Raw genomic sequence first — 20,926 nt, forward strand, 5'->3', positions numbered from 1 at the left:
CGCTTCAAGCCGCCGAAACGGCCGGTGTCGCTAGACACGCGATGTGAGCTGACGGGGGTTGCATCGACTTCCCCGCAATTAGTCCTCTAGTTGCGGTCCTTGCGTGTGCAACTACCGCAACTAGAGGACTAATTGCGGGCGGGCAGGGGCAGGGGCAGGGGTCAGGCGGGCGGGCCGGAGACGGGGGTCGCGACGATGACCCGGTTGTCCCGGTAGCCGTCCGTCCCGCCGAGGTAATCGCCACCGCAGGTGACCAGCACCAGCCGGTGCGGCCCGCGCTGCGCGAACAGCTTCTCCGCCTGCGCGGGCAGGTCGTTCTTGTGCACGGTGACGACCTCACGCACGCGATAGACCCAGATCCCGCCCGCCGCGTCGCTGACGGCCACCTCCTGGCCGTCCCGCATCCGCCACAGTTCGTCGAACGGTCCCTTGGCACCGTCCCAGTTGACGTGCCCGGAGATCAGCGCCGTGCCGGCTTCGGCGCCGAGCCGCGCGCCCCACCACGCCGCGTCGCCGAGACCACGCGGGATCGGGAGGACGCCGTCGGAGTTGACCTCGGACCGGACGAGCTTCGCCGATCCGCCCTCGGGCAGGCGGATGGTGCCGGGCCGTTGCCCGCGCTTCGCGTTGTCCGCGGGCAGCACCAAGGGCGCGCCTTCTTCGCCAGGCATGACCGCGGGTTCCGCGAACGAGGCCGCGGGTTCCGGCGGGATCCAGGTCAGCACGATCACGCCCGCTGAGATGGCGAGCGCGGAGACGACGGCGGAGAGTCCCGCGACCCAGGTCCGCACGGGACCGCTACTTCTCCCGCGCCGGCACGGGCTCGCGACGACGGTAGAGCAGCAGGGCCGCGGCGCCGATCACGATGCCGCCGCCCAGCAGTCCGAGCCCGACCACGGTCCGCGTCGAGTCCGCGACCTGCGGCGGAATACCGCCCGCGGGCACCGTCCCCGGCACCGACGGCTGCTCGGGCGCGGCGCCCGGCCCGGTGCCGCCGGCGGGCTTCGCCACGAAGTTCTTCGGGATCGCGCAGCTCACGCCGCCGAGCACGATCGTCGTGCGGGCCTCGCGCAGGTCCCTGCCCGCCGCGTCACGCACGTGCGTGACGATGTCCAGCTTCCAGCCCGCCGCCGCGGTCACGTCACCGTCGCGCCAGCCGCTCTGCCGGATGAGCTGGTCGAAGGCGGTCACCCGCGACACGGTCAGGTCGGAGGTGGTCTTGTCGTTGCTGATGTTCTCGTTCTTGACGATCGACGGCGGACCGAGCTTGAGTCCCTTGACCTCGACGCCCGAGGCGCCGGACTGCTTCAGCGCGCCGGTTTCGTTCCGCACCCAGATCTTGCCCACGCTCGTCGACGACGTCGTTTTGCCCGGCGAGACGCAGTCGACCGCGCTCTTCGCGCCTTCGAGCACCAGCACCGTGTTCTCGGCGAGCGTCGCACCGCCGTGCCCGTTGTCGATCAGGGCGTAGTTGCTCTCCGCGATCGCTGTCGGGACCGTGGTCTGCCGCAGCGCGGCGAGCACGTTGTGGTCGCGGCTGGCGATGCCGGCCGGGTACGGGCTCTGCGCCCCGTAGCGGCCGAGGTTGATGGCCCATTTGTCGCCGAAGGTGTTCCGCTCGCCGTCGTCGCGGGGGACGACGGTGCGGTCCGGGGAGAGTTTCGACTGGCCGGGCGTCAACGGCGAACGCTGGGTCTCGGTGATCAGCGATCCCGGGTTCCCGATGCGTACCGATGCCACGTTCGCGAACGACACGGGGCCGGTCTTCTCATCGACGGCCCGCGCCGTCTGCGCCGAGGCGAGCCCCGGAACCGACGCCAAAGCGAAGGCCGCCGTCGCGACGGCCAGCTTCGTCACGAAACGAGTCATGTCTCCCCACTGCCTCTCCGTGCCCTCCGAGCGCGGTCGTCAGCGTACGAGAAGCGACGAAACGCTCCGCGACAACCTTGCACCGTCAGCGACCACATGCGAAGTGGAATGGTCATTTCTTTGCGAAGTCACCCGAATGGATCAGTAACGATGCCGCCGGCCGGTCGCCCGGTCGGCGAACAGACCACCGGGGACGGGAACACTAGGATGGGCTGGACTGTTACTGGCAATGACTTCGGAAATCATGATGGACCTGGAGGCGGCGATGGCTACGGTGACCCCGGATTCGGCCGCCCCGGGCTTCACGGAGGAGCCCGGACCGCATTCGACGGCCCGTCCCCCCGCCGAACCCGCCGCATCGGCCTCGGCCGCCGTGCTCGCCGACGCCGGTGACCTGCTCAGGGCGCTCGCCGCGCCGGTGCGCATCGCCATCGTCCTGCAGTTGCGTAACGCGGACCGGTGCGTGCACGAACTGGTGGACACACTCGACGTCGCGCAGCCGTTGATCAGCCAGCACCTGCGGGTGCTGAAGACGGCGGGCGTCGTACAGGGTGAGCGACGCGGCCGTGAGGTGGTGTACCGGCTGGTCGACGATCACCTTGCGCATATCGTGGTGGACGCCGTAGCCCACGTTCAGGAGGGGAAGTGAGCATGAGTCCCACGATGGCCAACAGTTCCGCGCCGGTGCCGGGACGCCGGTCGACGAAACAGCGGGCCGCCGTGGTCGAGCTCCTCAAGGAGATCGACGACTTCCGTTCCGCCCAGGAACTGCACGACGAGCTGCGCAAACGCGGTGACGGCATCGGTCTCACCACGGTGTACCGGACGCTGCAGTCGCTCTCGGAGGCGGGCGAGATCGACGTCCTGCGCACCGACACCGGCGAGGCCATCTACCGGCGCTGCTCCTCGCACCACCACCATCACCTCGTGTGCCGTCTCTGCGGCAGCACCGTCGAGGTCGAGGGGCCGGCCGTCGAGCGCTGGGCCGAGAAGATCGCTTCGGAGCACGGCTTCTCCGACATCAGCCACACCGTGGAGATCGTCGGGACCTGCTCGAACCACTGACGTTCGCGGCCTCGCACCCAAGCGTGACCATCCGTGAAAGCCTCCTTGCCTACCCTCAAGGTCAGCGTCCAGGCAAAATCGAGTTCTTGCAGGTCAGGCGGTTATTCGTCCTTCATCGTCGCCCGAGCGGGGAAGATTCAAGACGTTCGACGTCCCAAATCCCCCTCGACCCTGCCTGGACACTGACCCTCAAGGTAAAGGAAGTAGGCCTTCCCTGCTTCGCGGGCCAGAGGCGCCGGACATCCGGGCTCAGTATTCGTAAGGGTCCTTCGGCGCCGGCACCTGCCGCACCGAAGCAAGCGTCAAGTCCGGCATATAGCTGTTCTCCCGCACCGCGGTGCCCGGCACGACCGTCCCGGTCACCTCCAACCAGGTGTCGTCACCGAAGCCCGACACGCCCTCGCCCACCAACCGCACGGTGATCGGGAAGGCGTCGGCGGCGCAGCAGCCGATGACCATCCTGGCCAGCATCGTGTTGCCCTCGTTGTGCACGACGAACCCGGACAGCCGCACCGTGCGCCCGTTCAGCGTCCCGCTCTTGTCCCAGCCCGCGCGGCTGACGAAGTCGTTGACCTCCAGCGGCACCACGTCCCCGGCCGGCAGGGGCGGGAAGGCGGCCGCGTTGCTCGCCGAGGCGCTTTGCGGCGCTCTGGCCTCGGTCCGGGTCACCGAGTCGGCGCCCAGCGCGGGCGGCGCGACCAGGAAGACGGCCAGCACCGGCACCATCAGCAGCCAGGCCGAACGCGTGTTGTGGTCGTGCCCGTGGACCTCCACAGAGGTGGCGGCCCGCGCGGCCAGCAGGTCGCGGACGATCGCGACCGCGCCCAGTGCGACCATCACCGCGCCGCCCGCGATGATCCACGGCTGCTGCGCGGGTTTGACGTAGCGCAGGTAGTCGCCGTTGACGGTGATCTTGAGCAGCGCCCCGCCGAGCAGGATCAGCAGGATGTTCTGGGTCTCGCGTTTCACGCGCCACCTCCAAGGATGAGCACGCCCGAGACGACGGCGCACGACAGCGCGACGACGAACGTCACCGGCGCGAACCGCAACGCGAAGGACTTGCCGAAGGTGCCGGTCTGCAGGGCGAACAGCTTGACGTCGATGGCCGGGCCGACCACGAGGAACACCAGTTTCGGCAGCAGCGGCACCGCGGTCAGCGACGCGGCGACGAAGGCGTCGGCCTCGCTGCACAGGGCCAGCACGACGGCGAGCACGGCCATCACCAGCACCCCGAGCACGATCTGCTCCCCCAGCACACCGAACCACTTGGCGGGCACCAGCACGTTCATCGCGGCGGCGATCATCGCGCCGAGCACGAGGAACCCGCCCGCCTCGACCAGATCCGCCCGCGCGGTCTCGGCGAACGTCTTCCAGCGCGAACCGTGCTGAACCTCCGGAAGACGCCGTAGCGCCCGCTCCGCGATCCAGTCGAGCTTGCCCCACTTCGCCCACAGCCAGCCCATCACCATCGCCGTGGCGAGCGAACCGGCGAACCGGGCGAACACCATCTCCGGGTTACCGGGGAACGCCACCGCCGTGGCGACCAGCACCACCGGGTTCACCGCGGGCGCGGCCAGCAGGAACGTCAGCGCGGCCGCGGGCGCGACACCCTGGCCGATCAGCCGGCGCGCCACCGGCACCGACGCGCATTCGCAGCCCGGCAGGGCGACCCCGGCCAGCCCGGCGACACCGACGGCCGCACCGGCTCGGCGAGGGAGCACCTTCTTCAGCACCCGCGCCGGGACGAACGCCGCGATCGCGCCGCTGATCAGCACCCCGAGCACCAGGAACGGCAGGGCCTGCACGCAGACGGCGACGAACACCGTCGAGCCGGTCCGCAGCGCTGGCACGTCGAATACCTGCTGGAGCCAGCTCTGCCCGAGGATCGCGATCAGCAGGATCGCGCAGAGCACCTCGATCGAGGTGATCTTGAACCGCCGGGCCGGCTTCTTCTCCGGGGCGCTCCTGGAAATGGTTTCCATGCGCGAGATGATGCCAGGTGACCCTGTGTGGAGAAGGTCAGTCCCCCGGGGCCGTGCCCAGCAGATCGGTGCGCAGCTGCGAAGCGGTCGACACGACCAGCATGAGCAGCGTCCCGAGCGGCGAAGCGTCCATGCCCTCGGCCGGGAACGCGTACCTCAGCGTGATGTCGATGCCCTTCTCCGAGCGCACCACGCCGAGCGTCCCGAACAGGCCCTGCCCGGCGCGTTCCGCCGCCGAAACCGCGATCGCCGGGTCGTCCGGCAGATCCCAGGCGACGACACAGGTCAGGCTCAGCACAGTCAACCCTTCGGCCAGCCGGGTCGCCTGGATGACACAGGGGACGTCGGCGTGGGAGAAGGTCAGCGCGCCGTCATCGTCGACGTGGACTTCGAGATAGCGCTCGAGGGCTTCCCGTGCCGACGTCAGCAACGCCGCCGTGTCCGCTGCTTCGGTGGTCATGCGGTCCCTTCGGAAGCCTTGTCGATGGCCCCGCCGAAGCGGCGGTCCCGTTTCGCGAACTCGAGGCACGCCCGCCACAGGTGGGTGCGGTCGAAGTCCGGGAAGAGCGTGTCCTGGTAGACCATCTCGGCGTAGGCCGACTGCCAGAGCAGGAAGTTCGACGTCCGCTGCTCCCCCGACGGCCGCAGGAACAGGTCCACGTCCGGCATGTCGGGCTGGTACAGGTACTTCCCGATCGTCTTCTCGGTGACCTTGTCCGGATTCAGCTTCCCGTCGGCCACGTCCTGCGCGATCCGGCGCATCGCGTCGCCCAGTTCGGCACGGCCGCCGTAGTTGACGCACATGGTCATGTTCAGCGCCGTGTTGTTCTTGGTCTTCTCCTCGGCGACCTGCAGTTCCTTGATGACGCTCGCCCACAGCTTGGGACGGCGGCCCGCCCAGCGGATGCGGACGCCGATCGAGCCGAGGTAGTCGACCTGGCGGCGAATGGTGTCGCGGTTGAAGCCCATCAGGAAGCGGACCTCTTCCGGGCTCCGCTTCCAGTTCTCGGTGGAGAACGCGTACACCGACAACCATTTCACGCCCAGTTCCACGGCACCGCTGGCGACGTCGATCATCACCGCTTCACCGCGTCTGTGGCCCTCGATCCGGGGCAGTCCCCGCTGGTTGGCCCAGCGGCCGTTGCCGTCCATCACCAGCGCCACATGCTTCGGGAGCAACTCCCGGGGGATCTCCGGAGGCCGGGCACCGGACGGGTGCGGCTCCGGCGCGCGAAGTTCGATTTGTGACGCCTTGTTCTCGCGTCCCCTGCGCAGCACCTTCGAGCCTCCTGATCGAGTGAACCTGTGCCTGCGACCCTACTGCGCCGGAGTGACGCCCTCCCGCGCACGCCTCTCCACCAGCGGCAGCGACCGTAACTGGCGCTCCAGATGCCACTGGAGATGCGCCGCGACCAGGCCGGACGCGTCCCGCCGCGGCACCGGTTGCGACGCTTCGGCCACCGGCCACTCCCCGTGCAGGAGCGCCGCGAGCAAGGTCAGCACCTCCTGGGAGGGGTGGACACAGCCAGGAACCCGGCAATCCGGGCACATCGAGCCGCCTGCCGACACGCTGAACGCCTTGTGCGGTCCCGGCAGGCCACACCGGGCGCATTCGGTGATCGCGGGCGCCCACCCCGCGTAGGCCATGGCCCGCAGGAAGAAGGCGTCGAGGACGAGGGAGCTGTCACGTTCGCCGCCCGCCAGCGCGCGCAGGGCCCCGACGACGAGCATGTAGAGCTTGAGCACCGGCTCGCCCTCTTCGGCCGACAACCGGTCCGCCGTCTCGGCGATGGCGCTCGCGGCGGTGTAGCGCTGGTAGTCGGCCACCAGCGGCAGCGCGAAGGCGTCGACCGTCTCGACCTGGGTGATCACGTCGAGGGACCGGCCGGTGTAGAACTGGACGTCGACGTGCCCGAACGGCTCCAAGCGCGCCCCGAAGCGCGACGACGTCCGACGCACGCCTTTCGCGACCGCGCGGACCTTGCCGTGCCGTCGCGTGAGCAGGGTGATGATCCGGTCGGCCTCACCCAGTTTGTGCGTCCGCAACACCACTCCGGTGTCGCGATAGAGGTTCACCACCCCGACATCGTCCCACCCGGGGCCGACATCGGGGTGGTGTGCCCCGGAATCAGCAGTAGCGGCCGTAGCAGCTCGGCACGGACGCGGCCGCGATGATCGAAACGATGAAGATGACGATGCCGACGACGCAGCCGAGCCCGCCGATGATCGACGCGATCATGCACATGGTCTTCGTCGACCTCGACGCGTCCGCGGCGGCGGCGTAGTTGCCCTGCATCTTGTAGGTGTTGACCTCATTGGACTTCATGATCGCGAAGATCGCGATGATCCAGCAGAGGAAGATGCAGCCGATCGCCCAGCCCTTGTAATCCTTGATGGCGTTGATGTCACCACCGGGCATACCGCCCGGAGCACCATAAGGAGCGGGCTGGCCGTACGGGGCCGGCTGACCGTAGGGAGTGGGCATGCCACCGGACGGGGGCCCGTAGCCAGGCTGCTGCTGTCCGTAGGGTTGCTGCTGGCCGTAAGGGTTGGTCATGTGAAGTGTTCCTCGGTTGTGTTCAGGTTCAGAACGACGCAGCGACCACGATGATCCACAGCAGGGAGAACAGGCAGCCGACACCGCCGATGATCGACGCGATCATGCACATGGTCTTCGTCGACTTCGACGCGTCCATGGCGGCGGCGTAGTTGCCCTGCATCTTGTAGGTGTTGACCTCATTGGACTTCATGATCGCGAAGATCGCGATGATCCAGCAGAGGAAGATGCAGCCGATCGCCCAGCCTTTGTAGTCGGGGATCGAGTTGATGTCGCCGCCGCCGCCGGGCATGCCACCCGGAGCGCCATAAGGCGCGGGCTGGCCGTACGGCGAAGGCTGACCGTAGGGCGCCGGCTGGCCGTACGGCATCGGGTTCGCCCCCGAGGGCTGGCCGTACGGCGCGGGCGTGGCGCCGGACGGGGGTCCGTATCCGGGCTGAGGCTGCTGGCCATAGGGCTGCTGCTGGCCGTAGCCGGGCTGCTGGCCGTACGGGTTCGTCATCGGGTTCCCCACTTTTGTCGTGCTTCCCGGCGGGTGGATCCCGCCGGTCGTTCCTTACTGCTGCGGTGTTCCGGGCCCGTTCGGCCCGTCCGCGCCGGGCAGCTGCTGCCTCAGCTGTTCCGGCGTGATCTTCTGCGTCGGCTCGGCCTCGTCGAACCCGGACGGCGCCTGCTGAGGCTGCGGACCAGGGCGGAGAACCTGCGTCGGCTCGGCTTCGCCGAAGGCCGGTTCAGTCTGGGACTCCGGGGACGGCGCCGCGGTTCCCGGCGGCTGCTGCCCGAACGGCTGCGACGGCTGAGGTTGCTGAGCCTGCTGAGTCTGCTGACCGAACGGCGAGGGCTGCACGGGGAACCCCGGGGGCTGGCCGAACGGAGCAGGCGCGGGCGCGGCGGCGTCCACCGGGACGACGACGGTGCTGAGGATCTTGTCGGCGAACGTCTGCTTCTTGTCGTCCCACAGCGGCCAGAGGTAGCCGAGCCCGCAGACCCAGCCGTCGAGGTTGTGGCACAGGTCCCGGACGAAGGACATCAACGGGCCGATGGGCTGTCCGTCGGCCTCGCGGACGAGCTTGATCTTCAGGACCTTCTTACCGAGGGACTGACCGGTGGTCCCCATCCGGATCCACCGGTTGTAGATGGTCCAGCCGAGTCCCGCGAGGTAGCCGAGACCGGCGATGATCATGCCGACGGTGTAGGACCCCGTCGCGGAGATGATGGAGCCGAGGATCGGGAGCACGGCGATCGGCCCGAAGTCGATGAGGGTCGCGCCCGCGCGCAGGCCCCAGTGGGCGTAATCCTGCCTCGGTCCGAATTGGGACACCTGGCCGAACGGCGCCTGCTGGCCCGGCTGCTGCTGTCCGAACGGCGACGACTGCGGTTGCTGACCGAACGGCGACTGTTGGTGTGGCTGCGCGCCGAACGGCTGGCCCGGCTGCTGCTGTTGCCGGCCGATCGGGGAAGGCTGGGCCTGTGGCTGGCCGAACGGCGAGGACCGCTGCTCACCGGGCGCTTGCTGGCCGAAGGGCGAGGGTTGGTCACCCTGGGGAGGCTGCTGACCGAAGGGCGAAGGCTGATCTCCCGACGACGGCTGTCCGAACGGCTGCTGCGGCTGCGGTGACTGCTGCTGCCCATCCCCCGGCGGGGGCCCGAACCCGGGCGGCGGCTGCTGTCCCGGCGGCTGCTGGCCGTAGGGAGTGGTCATCGAAATCCCCTCGCTGGTTCCTCGCCCCTGCCGCACGGGCCTCGTGCGGCGACCCGGGCTGAATGTACGGCATGGGTACACGCCGAGCAGCCGGTGCGCGGGAGCGTACTCGGTGCCACCGACGATCCGGGGCTCGGCCCGGCACTCAGACGTACAGCGAGGTGAACGGGGCGAAAGGCAGGTTACGGATGACGAACCAGACGACGAACACGACCCCGAACGCGAGCGGCGTCCAGCGCCAGTGCAGCCAGCTGTTCACCGCCCGGCCACGGAACCTGCCGACCGCCCAGGCGGCGGTGCTCCAGACGAGCAGCAGAACGACCACGAAGGACACCGCGTTGTAGTGCAGCGCGGCGGGGATGTCGCCGTGCAGCGCGCTGTAGACCATGCGCATGCCACCGCAACCCGGGCAGGCGATGCCCAGCAGTGACTTGGTTGGGCAGACCGGAAGCGGCCCACCAGGGGTGGTGGGATCGCCCAGCCAAAGGACGACGCAGCCGAGCCCGGCGCCGGCGGCGATGGCCAGGGGTGGCCCCAGCGCGCGGGCCCGTGCTTTGAACCCGCGCGCCGGGGATCCCGTGTAGACGGACGTTGTCACGGCGTGAAGCTTCCCGCCGAAGCGCCGATGATGACCATCACCACGATGAAGATGATGTACAGCAGGAAAAGAACGCCGGTGGCGATCGCGCCCCACATGGACCACTTCTTCGCGTCGTCGGCGGCCTTCTGGGCTTCCGCGTGGAAACCCTGTGACCACAACGTCTGCACCTGGCTCGACTTCACGATCGCCACGATACCCAGCGGCAAGCAGCACAACACGGTGCAGAGAATGGCCCACACCAGGTTGTTGTCCGGCGGCGGGCCGTAGTTCGGCATGCCACCGTAATACGGCTGCTGCGGCGGAGGCCCGCCAGGAGGCGGGTAGTTCGGGTACTGGTCGGTCATGAAATCTCCCCCTCTATCGCCCTGATCAGCGGTAGCTGTTCATATCGGTCGAGAAGACGCCGAGGGCGACCACCAGGACGAAGTAGAGGATGCCGACCACGACGCCGACGATCGCGGCGATGATGGCCCACTTCTTGGCTGCGTCGGCCGCTTCCTTCGCGGCCGCGGGCTGCCCCTGCGCCCAGAGCGTGTTCACCTGGGTCGCTTTGATGATCGAGACGATACCGAAGGGCAGGCAGCACAGGATCGTGGTGAGGATCCCCCACACCAGGTTGTTGTTGGGCGGCGGGCCGGGGTTGTGCGCACCGCTACCGCCCTGAGGGTCGCCGGAGTAGTTGGGCAGGCCCTGGTTGTCGGTCATTTACCGCTTTCCCTTCACGAATGAAATGTGCAGATCGACCCGCGCGCGCCGCTGCCCGATCAGCGATCAACGGAGTCGAGGAATGAGACTCTAAGGTCACCCGTCCGGTTCCACATCATCAACCGGTGTCCGCGACCGAATTGAGACATTCCGTTCAGGTAGAAGCAGTCAGAAGCCCAGCCGTCGCAACTGGCGGGGGTCGCGCTGCCACTCTTTGGCGACCTTGATGTGCAGGTCGAGGTAGACCTTCGTACCGAGGAGCCCCTCGATCTGCTGCCGGGCGCGGGCGCCGACGTCCTTGAGGCGCTCACCCTTGTGCCCGAGGATGATGCCCTTCTGGCTCGGCCGTTCCACATAGAGGAACGCGTGCACGTCGATCATGTCGTCCCTGCCTTCGTGCGGCAGCATTTCCTCGACGGTGACGGCGATCGAGTGCGGGAGTTCGTCCCGGACACCCTCCAGCGCGGCCTCGCGGATCAGCTCGGCGACCAGGGTCTGCTCGGGCTCGTCGGTGAGTTCCCCGCCCGGGTACAGCTGCGGGCCTTCGGGAAGGTGGCGCACCAGCAAATCCGCGATCGCGCCGACCTGGAAACCGTCCACAGCGGACACCGGGATGAGCTCGGCGAATTCCATGACCTCCTGCAGGGCGAGCAGTTGCTCGGCGACCTGTTCGGGTTTCACGAGATCCGTCTTGGTGACAACACCGATCACCGGGGTCCGCTGCGCGATCTTCTTGAGCTCGGCGGCGATGTACCGGTCACCGGGACCGATCTTCTCGTTGGCGGGCACACAAAGCCCGACGACGTCCACTTCGGACCATGTCGAGTGGACGATGTCGTTGAGCCGCTCGCCGAGCAGTGTCCTCGGCCGGTGCAGTCCCGGCGTGTCGATGATCACCAGCTGGGCGTCGTCGCGGTGGACGATGCCGCGGATGGCGTGCCGGGTGGTCTGCGGTTTGCTGGAGGTGATCGCCACCTTGCTGCCGACGAGCGCGTTGGTCAGCGTGGATTTACCCGCGTTCGGCCGTCCGACGAAACAGGCGAAACCAGAGCGATGCGGTTCGGCCATCAGTTCAGCACCTTGCCGCTGGGATCGGCGAGGTAAATGGGCGCCTTTACGGCGATGTCGCGTACCGCGTGCACGGACGCCTCCTTGAGCAGGCCTTCGGCGGTGACCACGACGGCGGCCTCGATTCCTTCGGCTCCGCTCGAAACGGCGGCGGCGACGGCGGCCTGCAACGCGGTGAGCTTGAACGACGGCTGGTCGACCGTGCTCGCGACGTAGGTGCGGCCGTCGGTGTCGCGGAGCGCGGCGCCTTCCTCGGCCTGGGTGCGGGCTCGCGCGGACCTGGCCAGTGTCACCAGCTTCTCGTCCTCGGCGTCCAGCTCAGGCATGTTCGACACTCCTGTCACTTTCATCGGGCTGCGGGACCCGGGTACGACGCCTGCCCTGTGCCGCGTCGTTCACCGCGTCCGCGTCGGCGGGGTGGACGACCACCGAGGTGATCCGCATCCGCCCGCGCCGGTCCTTACCGCCTTCGGCGAACAGCCGAAGTCCGGCGACCTCGGCTTCGGCCCCCGGCAGCGGGACCCTACCCAGTCGCTCCGCGAGCAGCCCGCCCACGGTCTCCACATCGTGGTCTTCGAGGTCGATCCCGAACAGCTCGCCCAGGTCGTCGATCGAAAGCCGGGACGAGACACGGACCGCGCCGTTTTCGAGTTCCTCGACCTCGGGGCGTTCGTCGGTGTCGGATTCGTCGGTGATCTCACCGACGATCTCCTCGAGGACGTCCTCGATGGTGAGCAGGCCCGCGGTGCCGCCGTACTCGTCGACGGCGATCGCCATGTGGTTGTGCGAGACCTGCATCTCCTTGAGCAGTTCGTCGAGCCGCTTCGAGTCCGGCACGAAGCTCGCCGGGTTCATCAGCTCCTCGACGCGCCGCTGCGGGCCGCCCTCGGCCATGTACGCGGGCATGAGGTCCTTGATGTTGACCACGCCCGCGACGTCGTCGACGGATTCGCCGATCACCGGCAGCCGGGTGAACCCGGTGCGCAGGGCCAGCGCGAGCGCCTGGCGCACGGTCTTCTCGTGCTCGATCCAGACGATCTCCGTGCGCGGCACCATGACCTCGCGCGCGACGGTGTCGCCGAGTTCGAACACCGAGTGGATCATCTCGCGTTCGGATTCCTCGACGACGCCGCGTTCCTGGGCGAGGTCGACCAGTTCGCGCAGTTCGACTTCGGAGGTGAATGGGCCTTCGCGGAAGCCGCGGCCGGGGGTGATGGCGTTACCGAGGACGATCAGCAGCCTGCTGAGCGGGCCGAGGACCGAACCGAGGATGCGGACCGGGCCCGCGACGACCAGGCCGATCCGGTACGGGTGCTGACGGCCGAGGGTGCGCGGGCCGACCCCGATGAGCACGTAACTCACCACGACCATCACGCCGGCGGCGGCGACGATGGCGAGCCACAGCGGCCGGATCCAGCCGAGGATGTCGACGGTGACCAGTACGGTGGCGGTCAGCTCACAGGTCATCCGCAGCAGCAGGATCAGGTTGATGTGTCGGCGGCGTTCGGCGATGACCAGCGCGAGCTGACGCGCGCCGGGGCGGCCGAGCCGGACGAGGCCGTCGGCACGGGCCTTGGAGACCGTGCTGACCGCCGCGTCGGCGGCCGCGAACACCCCGGCGAGCAGGATCAGCGCGATGGCGATGACCAGCAGTGCCGTGGGACTTGCCATGTCTAGGCGGGGGGTTCGTCGGCGGGCACGGCGTCGAGGCCGGCGGTGCCGAGGAGCCTGTCGTCCGCGGTGCGCTGCGCGTCGCGGCGGCTCATCGCGGTCACGGCCGCCTGGAACTCGCCGAGGATCCGCTTCTGCAGACCGAACATCTCGCGTTCCTCGGCGGGTTCGGCGTGGTCGTAGCCGAGCAGGTGCAGCACCCCGTGCGTGGTGAGCAGGTGCAGTTCGTCGATCAGCGCGTGCCCGGCCGTCTTGGCCTGGTCCTTCGCGAACGCCGGGCAGAGCACGATATCGCCGAGCAGCGCGGGTGAGGCGTCGGGCGCGTCGGGACGGCGCGACGAGTCGAGCTCGTCCATCGGGAAGGCCATGACGTCGGTGGGACCGGGCAGGTCCATCCACCGTTCGTGCAGGTCCTCCATCACCTCGAGGGTGACGAGCAGGATGGACAGCTCGGCGAGCGGGCTGACCTCCATCTTGTCGAGCGCGAAACGGGCGGCCGACACGATCGAGGTCTCGTCGACGTTCACACCCGATTCATTGGCGATCTCGATGCTCATGAACGGCGTTGCCCTTTCCAGCCACTGCCCTGGCCCCGACTGCCCTGGTCCTGGCTGTCCTGCACCGCCTGCCACTTCTCGTACGCGTCGACGATGTCGCCGACGAGCTTGTGCCGCACCACGTCCTGGCTGGTGAGCTGGGCGAAGTGCAGGTCTTCGACGCCTTCGAGGATGTCCCGGACCACCCGCAGGCCGCTCTTCTGGCCGTTGGGGAGGTCGACCTGGGTGACGTCGCCGGTGACGACGATCTTGGCGCCGAACCCGAGCCGGGTGAGGAACATCTTCATCTGTTCCGGCGTGGTGTTCTGCGCCTCGTCGAGGATGATGAAGGCGTCGTTGAGGGTGCGGCCGCGCATGTACGCGAGCGGCGCGATCTCGATGGTGCCCGCCTGCATCAGCCGGGGGATCGACTCGGGTTCGACCATGTCGTGCAGCGCGTCGTAGAGCGGGCGCAGGTACGGGTCGATCTTCTCGTTGAGCGTGCCCGGCAGGTAGCCGAGCCGCTCGCCCGCTTCGACCGCGGGCCGGGTCAGCACGATGCGGCTGACCTGCTTCGCCTGCAGTGCCTGGACGGCCTTGGCCATGGCGAGGTACGTCTTCCCGGTACCGGCGGGGCCGATGCCGAACACGATGGTGTGCTTGTCGATGGCGTCGACGTAGCGCTTCTGGTTGAGCGTCTTGGGCCGGATCGTCTTGCCACGCCGGGAGATGATGTTCATGCTCAGCACTTCGGCCGGTGACTCGTGGTCACCGGTGGAGAGCATGCCGACGGTACGGCGGACGGTGGCCGGGTCGACCTGCTGGCCGCGGCCGGCGAGCGTCACGAGTTCGGCGAAGACACGCTCGGCGAAGGCGACGTCGGCGGGGGCGCCGGTCAGGGTGACCTCGTTACCGCGGACGTGGACGTCGGCGGCGAGGAGCTCTTCGGCGACGCGGAGGTTTTCGTCCCTCGAGCCGAGCAGGCTGAGCGCGGCGGCGTCGGGGATGGGGAAACGGGACTGGGCCGCTTCGGTGACGGCGGCCTCGTCGGCCTTCGTCGCGGTGACGTCCGTGGGAACGTCGGGTCGGGCGGCTTCACCCGGTACGGTTCCGGCCACGTGGCCTCGGGCCTACTTCCTGCGCTTACGCTGCGATTTTCAACGACAGTGACAAGGTCGATGCTACTGGTTGCGGGCGTCGGCTCGCAGTCCGGTTTCCGCCGGCTGCGCGCCTCAGCGTCCGAAATGCCCCAGCTGCTCGCCACCGAGCACGTGCGCGTGCACGTGGAAGACGGTCTGCCCGGCGTCACCGTCGGTGTTGAACACCACCCGATAGCCGGATTCGGCGATCCCCTCGAGTTCCGCCACCTCCTTGGCGGCCAAGGCGATGTCGGCGAGCACCTGCGGGTCGGCGGCGGCCAGTTCGGCCACGTTCCGGTACCGCTTCTTCGGCACCACGAGCACGTGGACCCGCGCCTGCGGCGCTATGTCCCGGAACGCGTACGTCGTCGCGTCCTCGTACACCTTGTCGGACGGGATCTCCCCCGCGATGATCCGCTCGAACAACGTCTCCGCGTCACTCATTGCCTCACCCTATCCCCCACCCCACCCTCCGCCCCGCTGGCCGTAAGCAGCGTTTCGGGTCCGTCGGGCCCTGAGTAACGACACCCAGCCCCCACGACCGCAACCAGAGGACTACTTGCGAAAGCCTCGCTCCTCACCAGCCCACGCCGGCGCGCCAGCGCCGACGTAGGGCGCCCCCACACCCACCAGGCGAGGGCCGCCAGGCCCTACGCCGCTCGCCACACACCCACCAGGCGAGGGCCGCCAGGCCCTACGCCGATACCGAAGACCACCGCCGCCCTACGCTCCGCTTCGGGGCTGCCAACCGCCGCTTCACGCACCGTGGGGGGTCCGGGGGGCTCGGCCCCCCGGGCAGGCACGCGGAACCGCGCTGCGGCACGAAATTTGGGGCGCAGCTTGCGAAGCCCCCAAATGAAGACGCCGCGGCGCGGTGGAGCCTGGGGGTCGCTCCACCGTCGCCGCGGCTCCGCCGGACCGAGGGGGGAGGTGCCCGGCGGGGATTCACGCGCGCGACTGGGTTTCATCCCCAGTGGCGCGCCGAAACCGTGTGTTGCGCGTCAGTTAACGAGAGTAACGGCTGTTTGCGTGATCGCGCCATAACTCGCCGCAAATTAGTGGGGTGTTTTTTCACTTCCAGCGGGCGGTGAGAACTCCTAGTGCGCCGAGGGCGACGGCGGCGGCGGTGGAGGTGCGTAACACGGTGGGGCCCAACCGGATGGCGGTCGCGCCGGCGTCGGTGAGGGTGGTGAGTTCTTTGTCGGTGATGCCGCCTTCGGGGCCGACGATGAGGAGGATGTCGCCTTGTGGCGGGAGTTCGATCTCGGTGAGCTTCGCGGTCATGCCGGATTCGAGGACCAGTGCGCGGGAAACGGTCTGGGCGAGTTCGGCGAGTTCGCGGGTGGTGGCGGGCTCGGCGACTTCGGGGACGTGGGCGCGGCGGGCTTGTTTGGCGGCGGCGCGGGCGGTGGTGCGCCAGCGGGTGAGGGCTTTGTCGCCGCGGGTTCCTTCTTCCCAGCGGGCGACGCTGCGGGCGGCGCGCCAGGGGACGATCGCGTCGGCGCCTGCTTCGGTTGCGAGTTCGACGGCGAGTTCGCCGCGGTCGCCTTTGGCGAGTGCTTGGGCGACGATGACGCGCAGTGCGGGTGGTTCCTCGGTCCAGTGTTCTTCGATGACGAGGGTGAGTGCCGCGTCTCGGCCGGCTTGGACGGCTTCGACGACACAGCGCGCCATGGCGCCTTCGCCGTCGGAAAGCACGAGACGTTCGCCGACGCGCAGCCGCCGGACGGTGGCGGCGTGCCGGGCTTCCTCGCCGTCGAGCGTGGTGCGCCCGGAGCCGGGCAGCGCGGCGGTGAGGAAGACCGGCAGTGTCGTCTCGGGCACGGGTTACCGGTGGTTCTTGGTGCGCAGCTTGGAGAACAGCCCGCCGGGTTTGGAGCCGTTCGAGGAGAGCGAAGGCACGTCTTCGCCGCGCTGCTGGGCCAGTTCGACGAGGAGGTCGCGCTGGGCGTCGTCGAGTTTGGTGGGCACGACGACGTCGATGTGGACGTGCAGGTCACCTCGGCCGTCGACGCGGCCGGAGGACCGCAGTCGCGGCATGCCCTTGGCGGTGAGCACGAGTTCGGTGGCGGGCTGGGTGCCCGGCTCGATGTCGAGTTCGTAGTCGCCGTCGATGAGTGTCTCGATGGGCACCGTGGCGCCGAGGGCGGCGGTGGTCATCGGGATGCGGAAGTTGCAGTGCAGGTCGTTGCCCTGCCGGACGAACACCTCGTGCGGTGTCTCGTCGATCTCGACGTACAGGTCGCCTGCCGGGCCGCCGCCGGGGCCGACCTCGCCCTGGCCGGAGAGCCGGATGCGCATGCCGTCGCCGACGCCCGGCGGGATCTTGGCGGTGACGTTGCGGCGGGCGCGGACGCGGCCGTCGCCGCCGCACTGGCGGCAGGGGTCGGTGATGACTTCGCCGAAGCCGCGGCAGACCGGGCAGGGGCGGGCGGTGACGACCTGGCCGAGGAACGACCGCTGCACGGACTGGACCTCACCGGCGCCGCCACAGGTGTCGCAGGTCTGGGTGCCGGTGCCTTCGGTCGAACCGGCGCCGCGGCACAGGTCGCAGACGATGGCGGTGTCGACGGTGATCTCGCGGTCGACACCGGTGGCGCAGTCCTCGAGGGTCAGGCCGAGGCGGATGAGCGCGTCGGAACCCGGCTGCACGCGGCTGCGCGGGCCACGGCCACGGCCGCCGCCCCCGGAGGCGCCGAAGAAGGCGTCCATGATGTCGCCTAGACCGCCGAAGCCGGAGAACGGGTCGCCGCCTCCTCCGCCCCGTGCCCCGCCGTCCATCGGGTCACCGCCGAGGTCGACGACCTTGCGCTTCTGCGGGTCCGACAGCACCTCGTACGCGGTGGTCACCTCGCCGAAGCGGTGCTGGGCGTCCTCCGACGGGTTGACGTCGGGGTGCAGTTCACGGGCCAGTTTGCGGTAAGCGCGTTTAATTTCCTGATCCGTCGCGTTCTTCGCAACCCCGAGAATGCCGTAATAGTCCCTCGCCACCGTCTTCGCCTTCTCCTTCTGACTTCGACCTCAACGCCGCGTTCAGCGGCCGGAGAGGATCTGCCCCACGTAGTTCGCCACCGCGCGCACCGCGGCGATGGTGTTCGGGTAGTCCATCCTGGTCGGCCCGACGACGCCCATTCCGCCCAGCAGCAGGTCGTCCATGCCGTAGCCGATGGACACCACCGAGGTGCTGCGCATCTGCTCGTCCTCATTTTCCTCACCGATGCGCACGGTGATCGCACCGGGGTTGCGGGCGGCCGCGAGCAGCTTGAGCACGATGACCTGCTCCTCGAGTGCCTCCAGCACCTGCCGCAGTGATCCGGGGAAGTCCGAAACGTTGCGGGTGAGGTTCGCCGTGCCGCCGAGCACCAGCCGTTCTTCGGGGTGCTCGACCAGCGATTCCACCAGTACGGTGCAGACGCGGGTGAGGTTGTCGCGCAGCTCGCCCGGCGACTTTTCGGGCAGTTCGGCGACCGCCGCCGCGGCCTCGGAAAGGCGACGGCCCGCCAGTGCCCCGTTCAGCACCGTGCGCAGCCTGCCGACGTTCTCCTCGGTGATGACGTCCCCGAGGTCGACCGTGCGCTGGTCGACGCGGCCGGAGTCGGTGATCAGCACCAGCATCAGCCGGGCCGGGGTGAGCGGCACCACTTCCAGGTGACGGACGGCGGAGTTGGTCATCATCGGGTACTGGATGACCGCGACCTGCCTGGTCAGCTGGGCGAGCAGCCGGACGGAGCGGCGCAGGACGTCGTCGACGTCGGTGCCGCTGTCGAGGAAGGCCGTGATGGCCCGGCGTTCGGCCGTGCTGAGCGGTTTGACCTCGGCGATGCGGTCGACGAACAGCCGGTACCCCTTGTCGGTGGGGATGCGGCCCGCGCTCGTGTGGGGTTGTGTGATGTAGCCCTCTTCTTCCAGCGCCGCCATGTCGTTGCGCACGGTGGCGCTGGACACACCGAGGTTGTGCCGGTCGACGATCGCCTTGGACCCGACGGGCTCCTGGTTCGACACGTAGTCGGCGACGATCGCGCGCAGCACTTCGAAGCGGCGCTCTTCCGCGTTGGCCACCCGCACCTCCCTCGGCTCGTCCTCACAACGAGTTTACGGAAGGCATAGTGCCCGGGGAGCCACAGGACGCCTTCCCGCATGGATCGCGGGAAAAGCGCCTGGTCCTTCTCGGCTCACGGCGGCGAGTCGTCGCTGTGAGGCTGACGATGAAAAATGGGACGTTGAGTCCCGATTCCTACATCGTCGCGGAGGTCACACCGGTTGCGGAGCTTGATCAACAGAGGTTGGGGGAAGTGCCCCCGGCACACGCCGAGCGGGGAGGATTTCGGACGTTCAACGTCCCAGATCTTCCCCACTCGGACCTGGCAGGCACTAGCGATATCAAGTCCGGATCACCAGAACGGAGGCCTTCACGACACCACGGCTCGACTCACCCGCTGTAGGCACCGAAACGCTGTTGGCCGGCAAGGGTGCCGAAGGCGTCAGCTGTTGCGCGGGAACCCGAGGTTCACCCCGCCTTGCGAAGGATCCGGCCACCGCGAAGTGACGACCTTCGTCCGCGTGAAGAAGTGGAACCCCTCCGGCCCGTAGGCGTGGCTGTCCCCGAACAGCGAGTCCTTCCACCCACCGAACGAGTAGTAGCCGACCGGCACCGGGATCGGCACGTTCACGCCGACCATCCCGACCTCGACCTCGTTCTGGAACCGCCGCGCGGCCCGTCCGTCGTTGGTGAAGATCGCGGTGCCGTTGCCGTAGGGGTTGGCGTTGATCAAGTCCAGCGCCGCGTCGTATCCCTCTGCCCGCGCGACCGTGAGCACCGGCCCGAAGATCTCGTCGGTGTAGACCGACATCTCCGGGGTGACGTGGTCGAACAGTGTCGGGCCGAGCCAGAACCCGCCGTCCTCGCCGTCGACCTCGATGCCACGGCCGTCGACGACGAGCCGGGCACCCGCCTCGACGCCCGCCGCCACATAGGACTCGACGCGTTCGTGGTGCGCGGCCGTGACGAGCGGCCCCATTTCCGACGTGGGACGCATGCCGTCACCGACGCGCAGGCGCGTGATGCGCTCGGCGACCTTCGCGACCAGTTCGTCGCCGACCGGGTCGATCGCGACCACGACCGACACCGCCATACACCGCTCCCCCGCCGAGCCGAAGCCCGCGGAGACGGCCGCGTCGGCGGCGAGGTCGAGGTCGGCGTCCGGGAGGACGACCATGTGGTTCTTCGCGCCACCGAGGGCCTGCACGCGTTTCCCGTGCCTGGTCCCGGTTTCGTAGACGTACTTCGCGATCGGCGTCGACCCCACGAACGAGATCGCCTTGACGTCGCGGTGTTCCAGCAGTCCGTCGACGGCGGCCTTGTCACCGTGCAGCACGTTGAGGACGCCGTCGGGCAGGCCCGCCTCCGCGAACAGTTCCGCGATGAACACGGCCGCGGACGGGTCCTTCTCGCTCGGTTTGAGCACGACGGTGTTGCCGCAGGCGAGCGCGTTGGGCACGAACCACAGCGGGACCATGGCCGGGAAGTTGAACGGCGAAATCACCCCGACCACGCCCAGCGGCTGCGAAATCGAGTAGACGTCGACGCCGGTGGAGGCGTTCTCGCTGAAGCCACCCTTGAGCATTTGCGCCGCGCCGCAAGCGTATTCGACGTTCTCGATGGCGCGCGCGACTTCGCCCGCCGCGTCGGATTCGACCTTGCCGTGCTCGCTCGTCACGATCTTCGCCAGCTCGTGACGCCGCGCCGAAAGCAGCTCACGGAAGGCGAACAGCACGCACGTCCGGCCTGCCAGCGAGGTCCCGCGCCAGCCCGGCAGCGCCCGTGACGCGGCCGCGACGGCGGCGTCGACGTCGCCCTGCGCCGCGAACGGCACCTTCGCCCGTACCTGACCGGTGGCCGGATCGAACACGTCACCGGATCGTTCGCTCACGCCTTCGAACGGTTTGCCGTCTATCCAGTGGTTGATGTGGTCGGTCACGGGTGCCCTCCTGGCGTGGGTGTCTGCTCCCGGTCGAGTCTGGGTGCGCGCGC

Annotated in this window: 26 protein-coding genes; 3 read left to right on the top strand and 23 right to left on the bottom strand. The window is 68.7% G+C overall.

The window, feature by feature from the left end:
- Positions 1–161: 161 nt before the first annotated feature.
- Entirely contained in the window at positions 162–791 is a 630-nt protein-coding gene (locus tag ACM6LR_RS28375) for a class F sortase (protein ID WP_414944911.1), read from the bottom strand.
- A 7-nt stretch (positions 792–798) separates the two neighbouring features.
- Complete coding sequence (locus tag ACM6LR_RS28380) at positions 799–1,869, bottom strand: hypothetical protein (RefSeq protein WP_414944912.1); 1,071 nt, start codon at positions 1,867–1,869, stop codon at positions 799–801.
- 265 nt (positions 1,870–2,134) lie between these two features.
- On the opposite strand from ACM6LR_RS28380, the gene ACM6LR_RS28385 reads away from it, so the two are divergent.
- Both ACM6LR_RS28385 and ACM6LR_RS28390 read left to right on the top strand, forming a co-directional pair.
- Positions 2,135–2,518: an ArsR/SmtB family transcription factor gene (locus ACM6LR_RS28385; RefSeq protein ID WP_414940696.1), complete on the top strand. Its 384-nt coding sequence runs from the start codon at positions 2,135–2,137 to the stop codon at positions 2,516–2,518.
- A gap of 2 nt (positions 2,519–2,520) precedes the next feature.
- A complete protein-coding gene (locus ACM6LR_RS28390; RefSeq protein WP_414940697.1) occupies positions 2,521–2,934 on the top strand; it encodes a Fur family transcriptional regulator in 414 nt (137 codons plus the stop codon).
- Between the two features lie 249 nt (positions 2,935–3,183).
- Here the strand turns inward: ACM6LR_RS28390 and ACM6LR_RS28395 are convergent, their stop codons facing one another.
- Genes ACM6LR_RS28395 through ACM6LR_RS28430 form a run of 8 tightly spaced genes read right to left on the bottom strand, consistent with a single transcriptional unit; the run spans position 3,184 to position 8,794 of the window.
- Entirely contained in the window at positions 3,184–3,903 is a 720-nt protein-coding gene (locus ACM6LR_RS28395; protein ID WP_414940483.1) for a TIGR03943 family putative permease subunit, read from the bottom strand.
- The gene (locus ACM6LR_RS28400; protein ID WP_414940484.1) at positions 3,900–4,916 is read right to left on the bottom strand and encodes a permease; all 1,017 of its coding nucleotides are present in this window, start codon (positions 4,914–4,916) and stop codon (positions 3,900–3,902) included. The genes ACM6LR_RS28395 and ACM6LR_RS28400 overlap by 4 nt, the downstream gene beginning before the upstream one ends.
- 37 nt (positions 4,917–4,953) lie before the next feature.
- A complete protein-coding gene (locus tag ACM6LR_RS28405; protein WP_414940485.1) occupies positions 4,954–5,376 on the bottom strand; it encodes a hypothetical protein in 423 nt (140 codons plus the stop codon).
- Positions 5,373–6,194, bottom strand: coding sequence for an isoprenyl transferase (locus ACM6LR_RS28410; protein WP_414940486.1), 822 nt, complete (start codon positions 6,192–6,194; stop codon positions 5,373–5,375). The genes ACM6LR_RS28405 and ACM6LR_RS28410 overlap by 4 nt, the downstream gene beginning before the upstream one ends.
- 39 nt (positions 6,195–6,233) lie before the next feature.
- On the bottom strand, positions 6,234–6,995 hold the full coding sequence (recO, locus tag ACM6LR_RS28415; protein ID WP_414940487.1) for a DNA repair protein RecO: 762 nt from the start codon (positions 6,993–6,995) through the stop codon (positions 6,234–6,236).
- A 49-nt stretch (positions 6,996–7,044) separates the two neighbouring features.
- Positions 7,045–7,473 carry a CD225/dispanin family protein gene (locus tag ACM6LR_RS28420; protein WP_414940488.1) on the bottom strand — a complete coding sequence of 143 codons (429 nt, stop codon included), beginning with the start codon at positions 7,471–7,473 and terminating at the stop codon, positions 7,045–7,047.
- A gap of 28 nt (positions 7,474–7,501) precedes the next feature.
- Positions 7,502–7,975 carry a CD225/dispanin family protein gene (locus ACM6LR_RS28425; RefSeq protein WP_414940489.1) on the bottom strand — a complete coding sequence of 158 codons (474 nt, stop codon included), beginning with the start codon at positions 7,973–7,975 and terminating at the stop codon, positions 7,502–7,504.
- Between the two features lie 54 nt (positions 7,976–8,029).
- Positions 8,030–8,794, bottom strand: coding sequence for an RDD family protein (locus ACM6LR_RS28430; RefSeq protein ID WP_414944913.1), 765 nt, complete (start codon positions 8,792–8,794; stop codon positions 8,030–8,032).
- On the opposite strand from ACM6LR_RS28430, the gene ACM6LR_RS28435 reads away from it, so the two are divergent.
- Positions 8,786–9,091 (top strand): hypothetical protein, encoded by a 306-nt coding sequence (locus tag ACM6LR_RS28435; RefSeq protein WP_414940491.1) that lies wholly within the window; start codon positions 8,786–8,788, stop codon positions 9,089–9,091. The two genes, ACM6LR_RS28430 and ACM6LR_RS28435, sit on opposite strands and share 9 nt — an antisense overlap.
- Positions 9,092–9,320: 229 nt before the next feature.
- Here the strand turns inward: ACM6LR_RS28435 and ACM6LR_RS28440 are convergent, their stop codons facing one another.
- The 13 genes from ACM6LR_RS28440 to ACM6LR_RS28500 all read right to left on the bottom strand — a co-directional run bounded on the left by ACM6LR_RS28440 (position 9,321) and on the right by ACM6LR_RS28500 (position 20,873).
- Positions 9,321–9,773 carry a DUF2752 domain-containing protein gene (locus ACM6LR_RS28440; protein WP_414940492.1) on the bottom strand — a complete coding sequence of 151 codons (453 nt, stop codon included), beginning with the start codon at positions 9,771–9,773 and terminating at the stop codon, positions 9,321–9,323.
- The gene (locus ACM6LR_RS28445; RefSeq protein ID WP_276368437.1) at positions 9,770–10,120 is read right to left on the bottom strand and encodes a CD225/dispanin family protein; all 351 of its coding nucleotides are present in this window, start codon (positions 10,118–10,120) and stop codon (positions 9,770–9,772) included. The genes ACM6LR_RS28440 and ACM6LR_RS28445 overlap by 4 nt, the downstream gene beginning before the upstream one ends.
- 25 nt (positions 10,121–10,145) lie before the next feature.
- A complete protein-coding gene (locus ACM6LR_RS28450) occupies positions 10,146–10,481 on the bottom strand; it encodes a CD225/dispanin family protein (protein WP_414940493.1) in 336 nt (111 codons plus the stop codon).
- A gap of 168 nt (positions 10,482–10,649) precedes the next feature.
- Entirely contained in the window at positions 10,650–11,549 is a 900-nt protein-coding gene (gene era, locus ACM6LR_RS28455; RefSeq protein ID WP_414940494.1) for a GTPase Era, read from the bottom strand.
- Positions 11,549–11,875, bottom strand: a complete 327-nt coding sequence (locus ACM6LR_RS28460; RefSeq protein ID WP_414940495.1) for a cytidine deaminase — start codon at positions 11,873–11,875, stop codon at positions 11,549–11,551. The genes era and ACM6LR_RS28460 overlap by 1 nt, the downstream gene beginning before the upstream one ends.
- Complete coding sequence (locus tag ACM6LR_RS28465) at positions 11,868–13,220, bottom strand: hemolysin family protein (RefSeq protein WP_414940496.1); 1,353 nt, start codon at positions 13,218–13,220, stop codon at positions 11,868–11,870. The genes ACM6LR_RS28460 and ACM6LR_RS28465 overlap by 8 nt, the downstream gene beginning before the upstream one ends.
- 2 nt (positions 13,221–13,222) lie before the next feature.
- Positions 13,223–13,777, bottom strand: coding sequence for an rRNA maturation RNase YbeY (gene ybeY, locus ACM6LR_RS28470; RefSeq protein WP_414940497.1), 555 nt, complete (start codon positions 13,775–13,777; stop codon positions 13,223–13,225).
- Entirely contained in the window at positions 13,774–14,874 is a 1,101-nt protein-coding gene (locus ACM6LR_RS28475) for a PhoH family protein (protein ID WP_414940498.1), read from the bottom strand. The genes ybeY and ACM6LR_RS28475 overlap by 4 nt, the downstream gene beginning before the upstream one ends.
- Before the next feature lie 114 nt (positions 14,875–14,988).
- Entirely contained in the window at positions 14,989–15,339 is a 351-nt protein-coding gene (locus ACM6LR_RS28480; protein WP_414944914.1) for a histidine triad nucleotide-binding protein, read from the bottom strand.
- A gap of 627 nt (positions 15,340–15,966) precedes the next feature.
- Complete coding sequence (locus tag ACM6LR_RS28485) at positions 15,967–16,719, bottom strand: 16S rRNA (uracil(1498)-N(3))-methyltransferase (RefSeq protein WP_414940500.1); 753 nt, start codon at positions 16,717–16,719, stop codon at positions 15,967–15,969.
- A gap of 3 nt (positions 16,720–16,722) precedes the next feature.
- Positions 16,723–17,886, bottom strand: a complete 1,164-nt coding sequence (dnaJ, locus tag ACM6LR_RS28490; protein WP_414940501.1) for a molecular chaperone DnaJ — start codon at positions 17,884–17,886, stop codon at positions 16,723–16,725.
- A gap of 42 nt (positions 17,887–17,928) precedes the next feature.
- Positions 17,929–18,954 (bottom strand): heat-inducible transcriptional repressor HrcA, encoded by a 1,026-nt coding sequence (gene hrcA, locus ACM6LR_RS28495; RefSeq protein ID WP_101606072.1) that lies wholly within the window; start codon positions 18,952–18,954, stop codon positions 17,929–17,931.
- 422 nt (positions 18,955–19,376) lie between these two features.
- On the bottom strand, positions 19,377–20,873 hold the full coding sequence (locus ACM6LR_RS28500) for a CoA-acylating methylmalonate-semialdehyde dehydrogenase (protein ID WP_414944915.1): 1,497 nt from the start codon (positions 20,871–20,873) through the stop codon (positions 19,377–19,379).
- Between the last annotated feature and the right edge of the window lie 53 nt (positions 20,874–20,926).

The sequence above is a fragment of the Amycolatopsis sp. cmx-11-32 genome (assembly GCF_047608695.1).
GTDB lineage: Bacteria > Actinomycetota > Actinomycetes > Mycobacteriales > Pseudonocardiaceae > Amycolatopsis.

Bases quoted from the DNA above. Each gene is read 5' to 3' on its own strand.
- ACM6LR_RS28400 (WP_414940484.1), bottom strand. From the start codon at position 4,916: ATGGAAACCATTTCCAGGAGCGCCCCGGAGAAGAAGCCGGCCCGGCGG.
- ACM6LR_RS28405 (WP_414940485.1), bottom strand. From the start codon at position 5,376: ATGACCACCGAAGCAGCGGACACGGCGGCGTTGCTGACGTCGGCACGG.
- ACM6LR_RS28450 (WP_414940493.1), bottom strand. From the start codon at position 10,481: ATGACCGACAACCAGGGCCTGCCCAACTACTCCGGCGACCCTCAGGGC.
- ACM6LR_RS28385 (WP_414940696.1), top strand. From the start codon at position 2,135: ATGGCTACGGTGACCCCGGATTCGGCCGCCCCGGGCTTCACGGAGGAG.
- ACM6LR_RS28445 (WP_276368437.1), bottom strand. From the start codon at position 10,120: ATGACCGACCAGTACCCGAACTACCCGCCTCCTGGCGGGCCTCCGCCG.
- ACM6LR_RS28420 (WP_414940488.1), bottom strand. From the start codon at position 7,473: ATGACCAACCCTTACGGCCAGCAGCAACCCTACGGACAGCAGCAGCCT.
- ACM6LR_RS28460 (WP_414940495.1), bottom strand. From the start codon at position 11,875: ATGCCTGAGCTGGACGCCGAGGACGAGAAGCTGGTGACACTGGCCAGG.
- era (WP_414940494.1), bottom strand. From the start codon at position 11,549: ATGGCCGAACCGCATCGCTCTGGTTTCGCCTGTTTCGTCGGACGGCCG.
- ACM6LR_RS28390 (WP_414940697.1), top strand. From the start codon at position 2,521: ATGAGTCCCACGATGGCCAACAGTTCCGCGCCGGTGCCGGGACGCCGG.
- ACM6LR_RS28465 (WP_414940496.1), bottom strand. From the start codon at position 13,220: ATGGCAAGTCCCACGGCACTGCTGGTCATCGCCATCGCGCTGATCCTG.
- ybeY (WP_414940497.1), bottom strand. From the start codon at position 13,777: ATGAGCATCGAGATCGCCAATGAATCGGGTGTGAACGTCGACGAGACC.
- ACM6LR_RS28425 (WP_414940489.1), bottom strand. From the start codon at position 7,975: ATGACGAACCCGTACGGCCAGCAGCCCGGCTACGGCCAGCAGCAGCCC.
- ACM6LR_RS28380 (WP_414944912.1), bottom strand. From the start codon at position 1,869: ATGACTCGTTTCGTGACGAAGCTGGCCGTCGCGACGGCGGCCTTCGCT.
- ACM6LR_RS28480 (WP_414944914.1), bottom strand. From the start codon at position 15,339: ATGAGTGACGCGGAGACGTTGTTCGAGCGGATCATCGCGGGGGAGATC.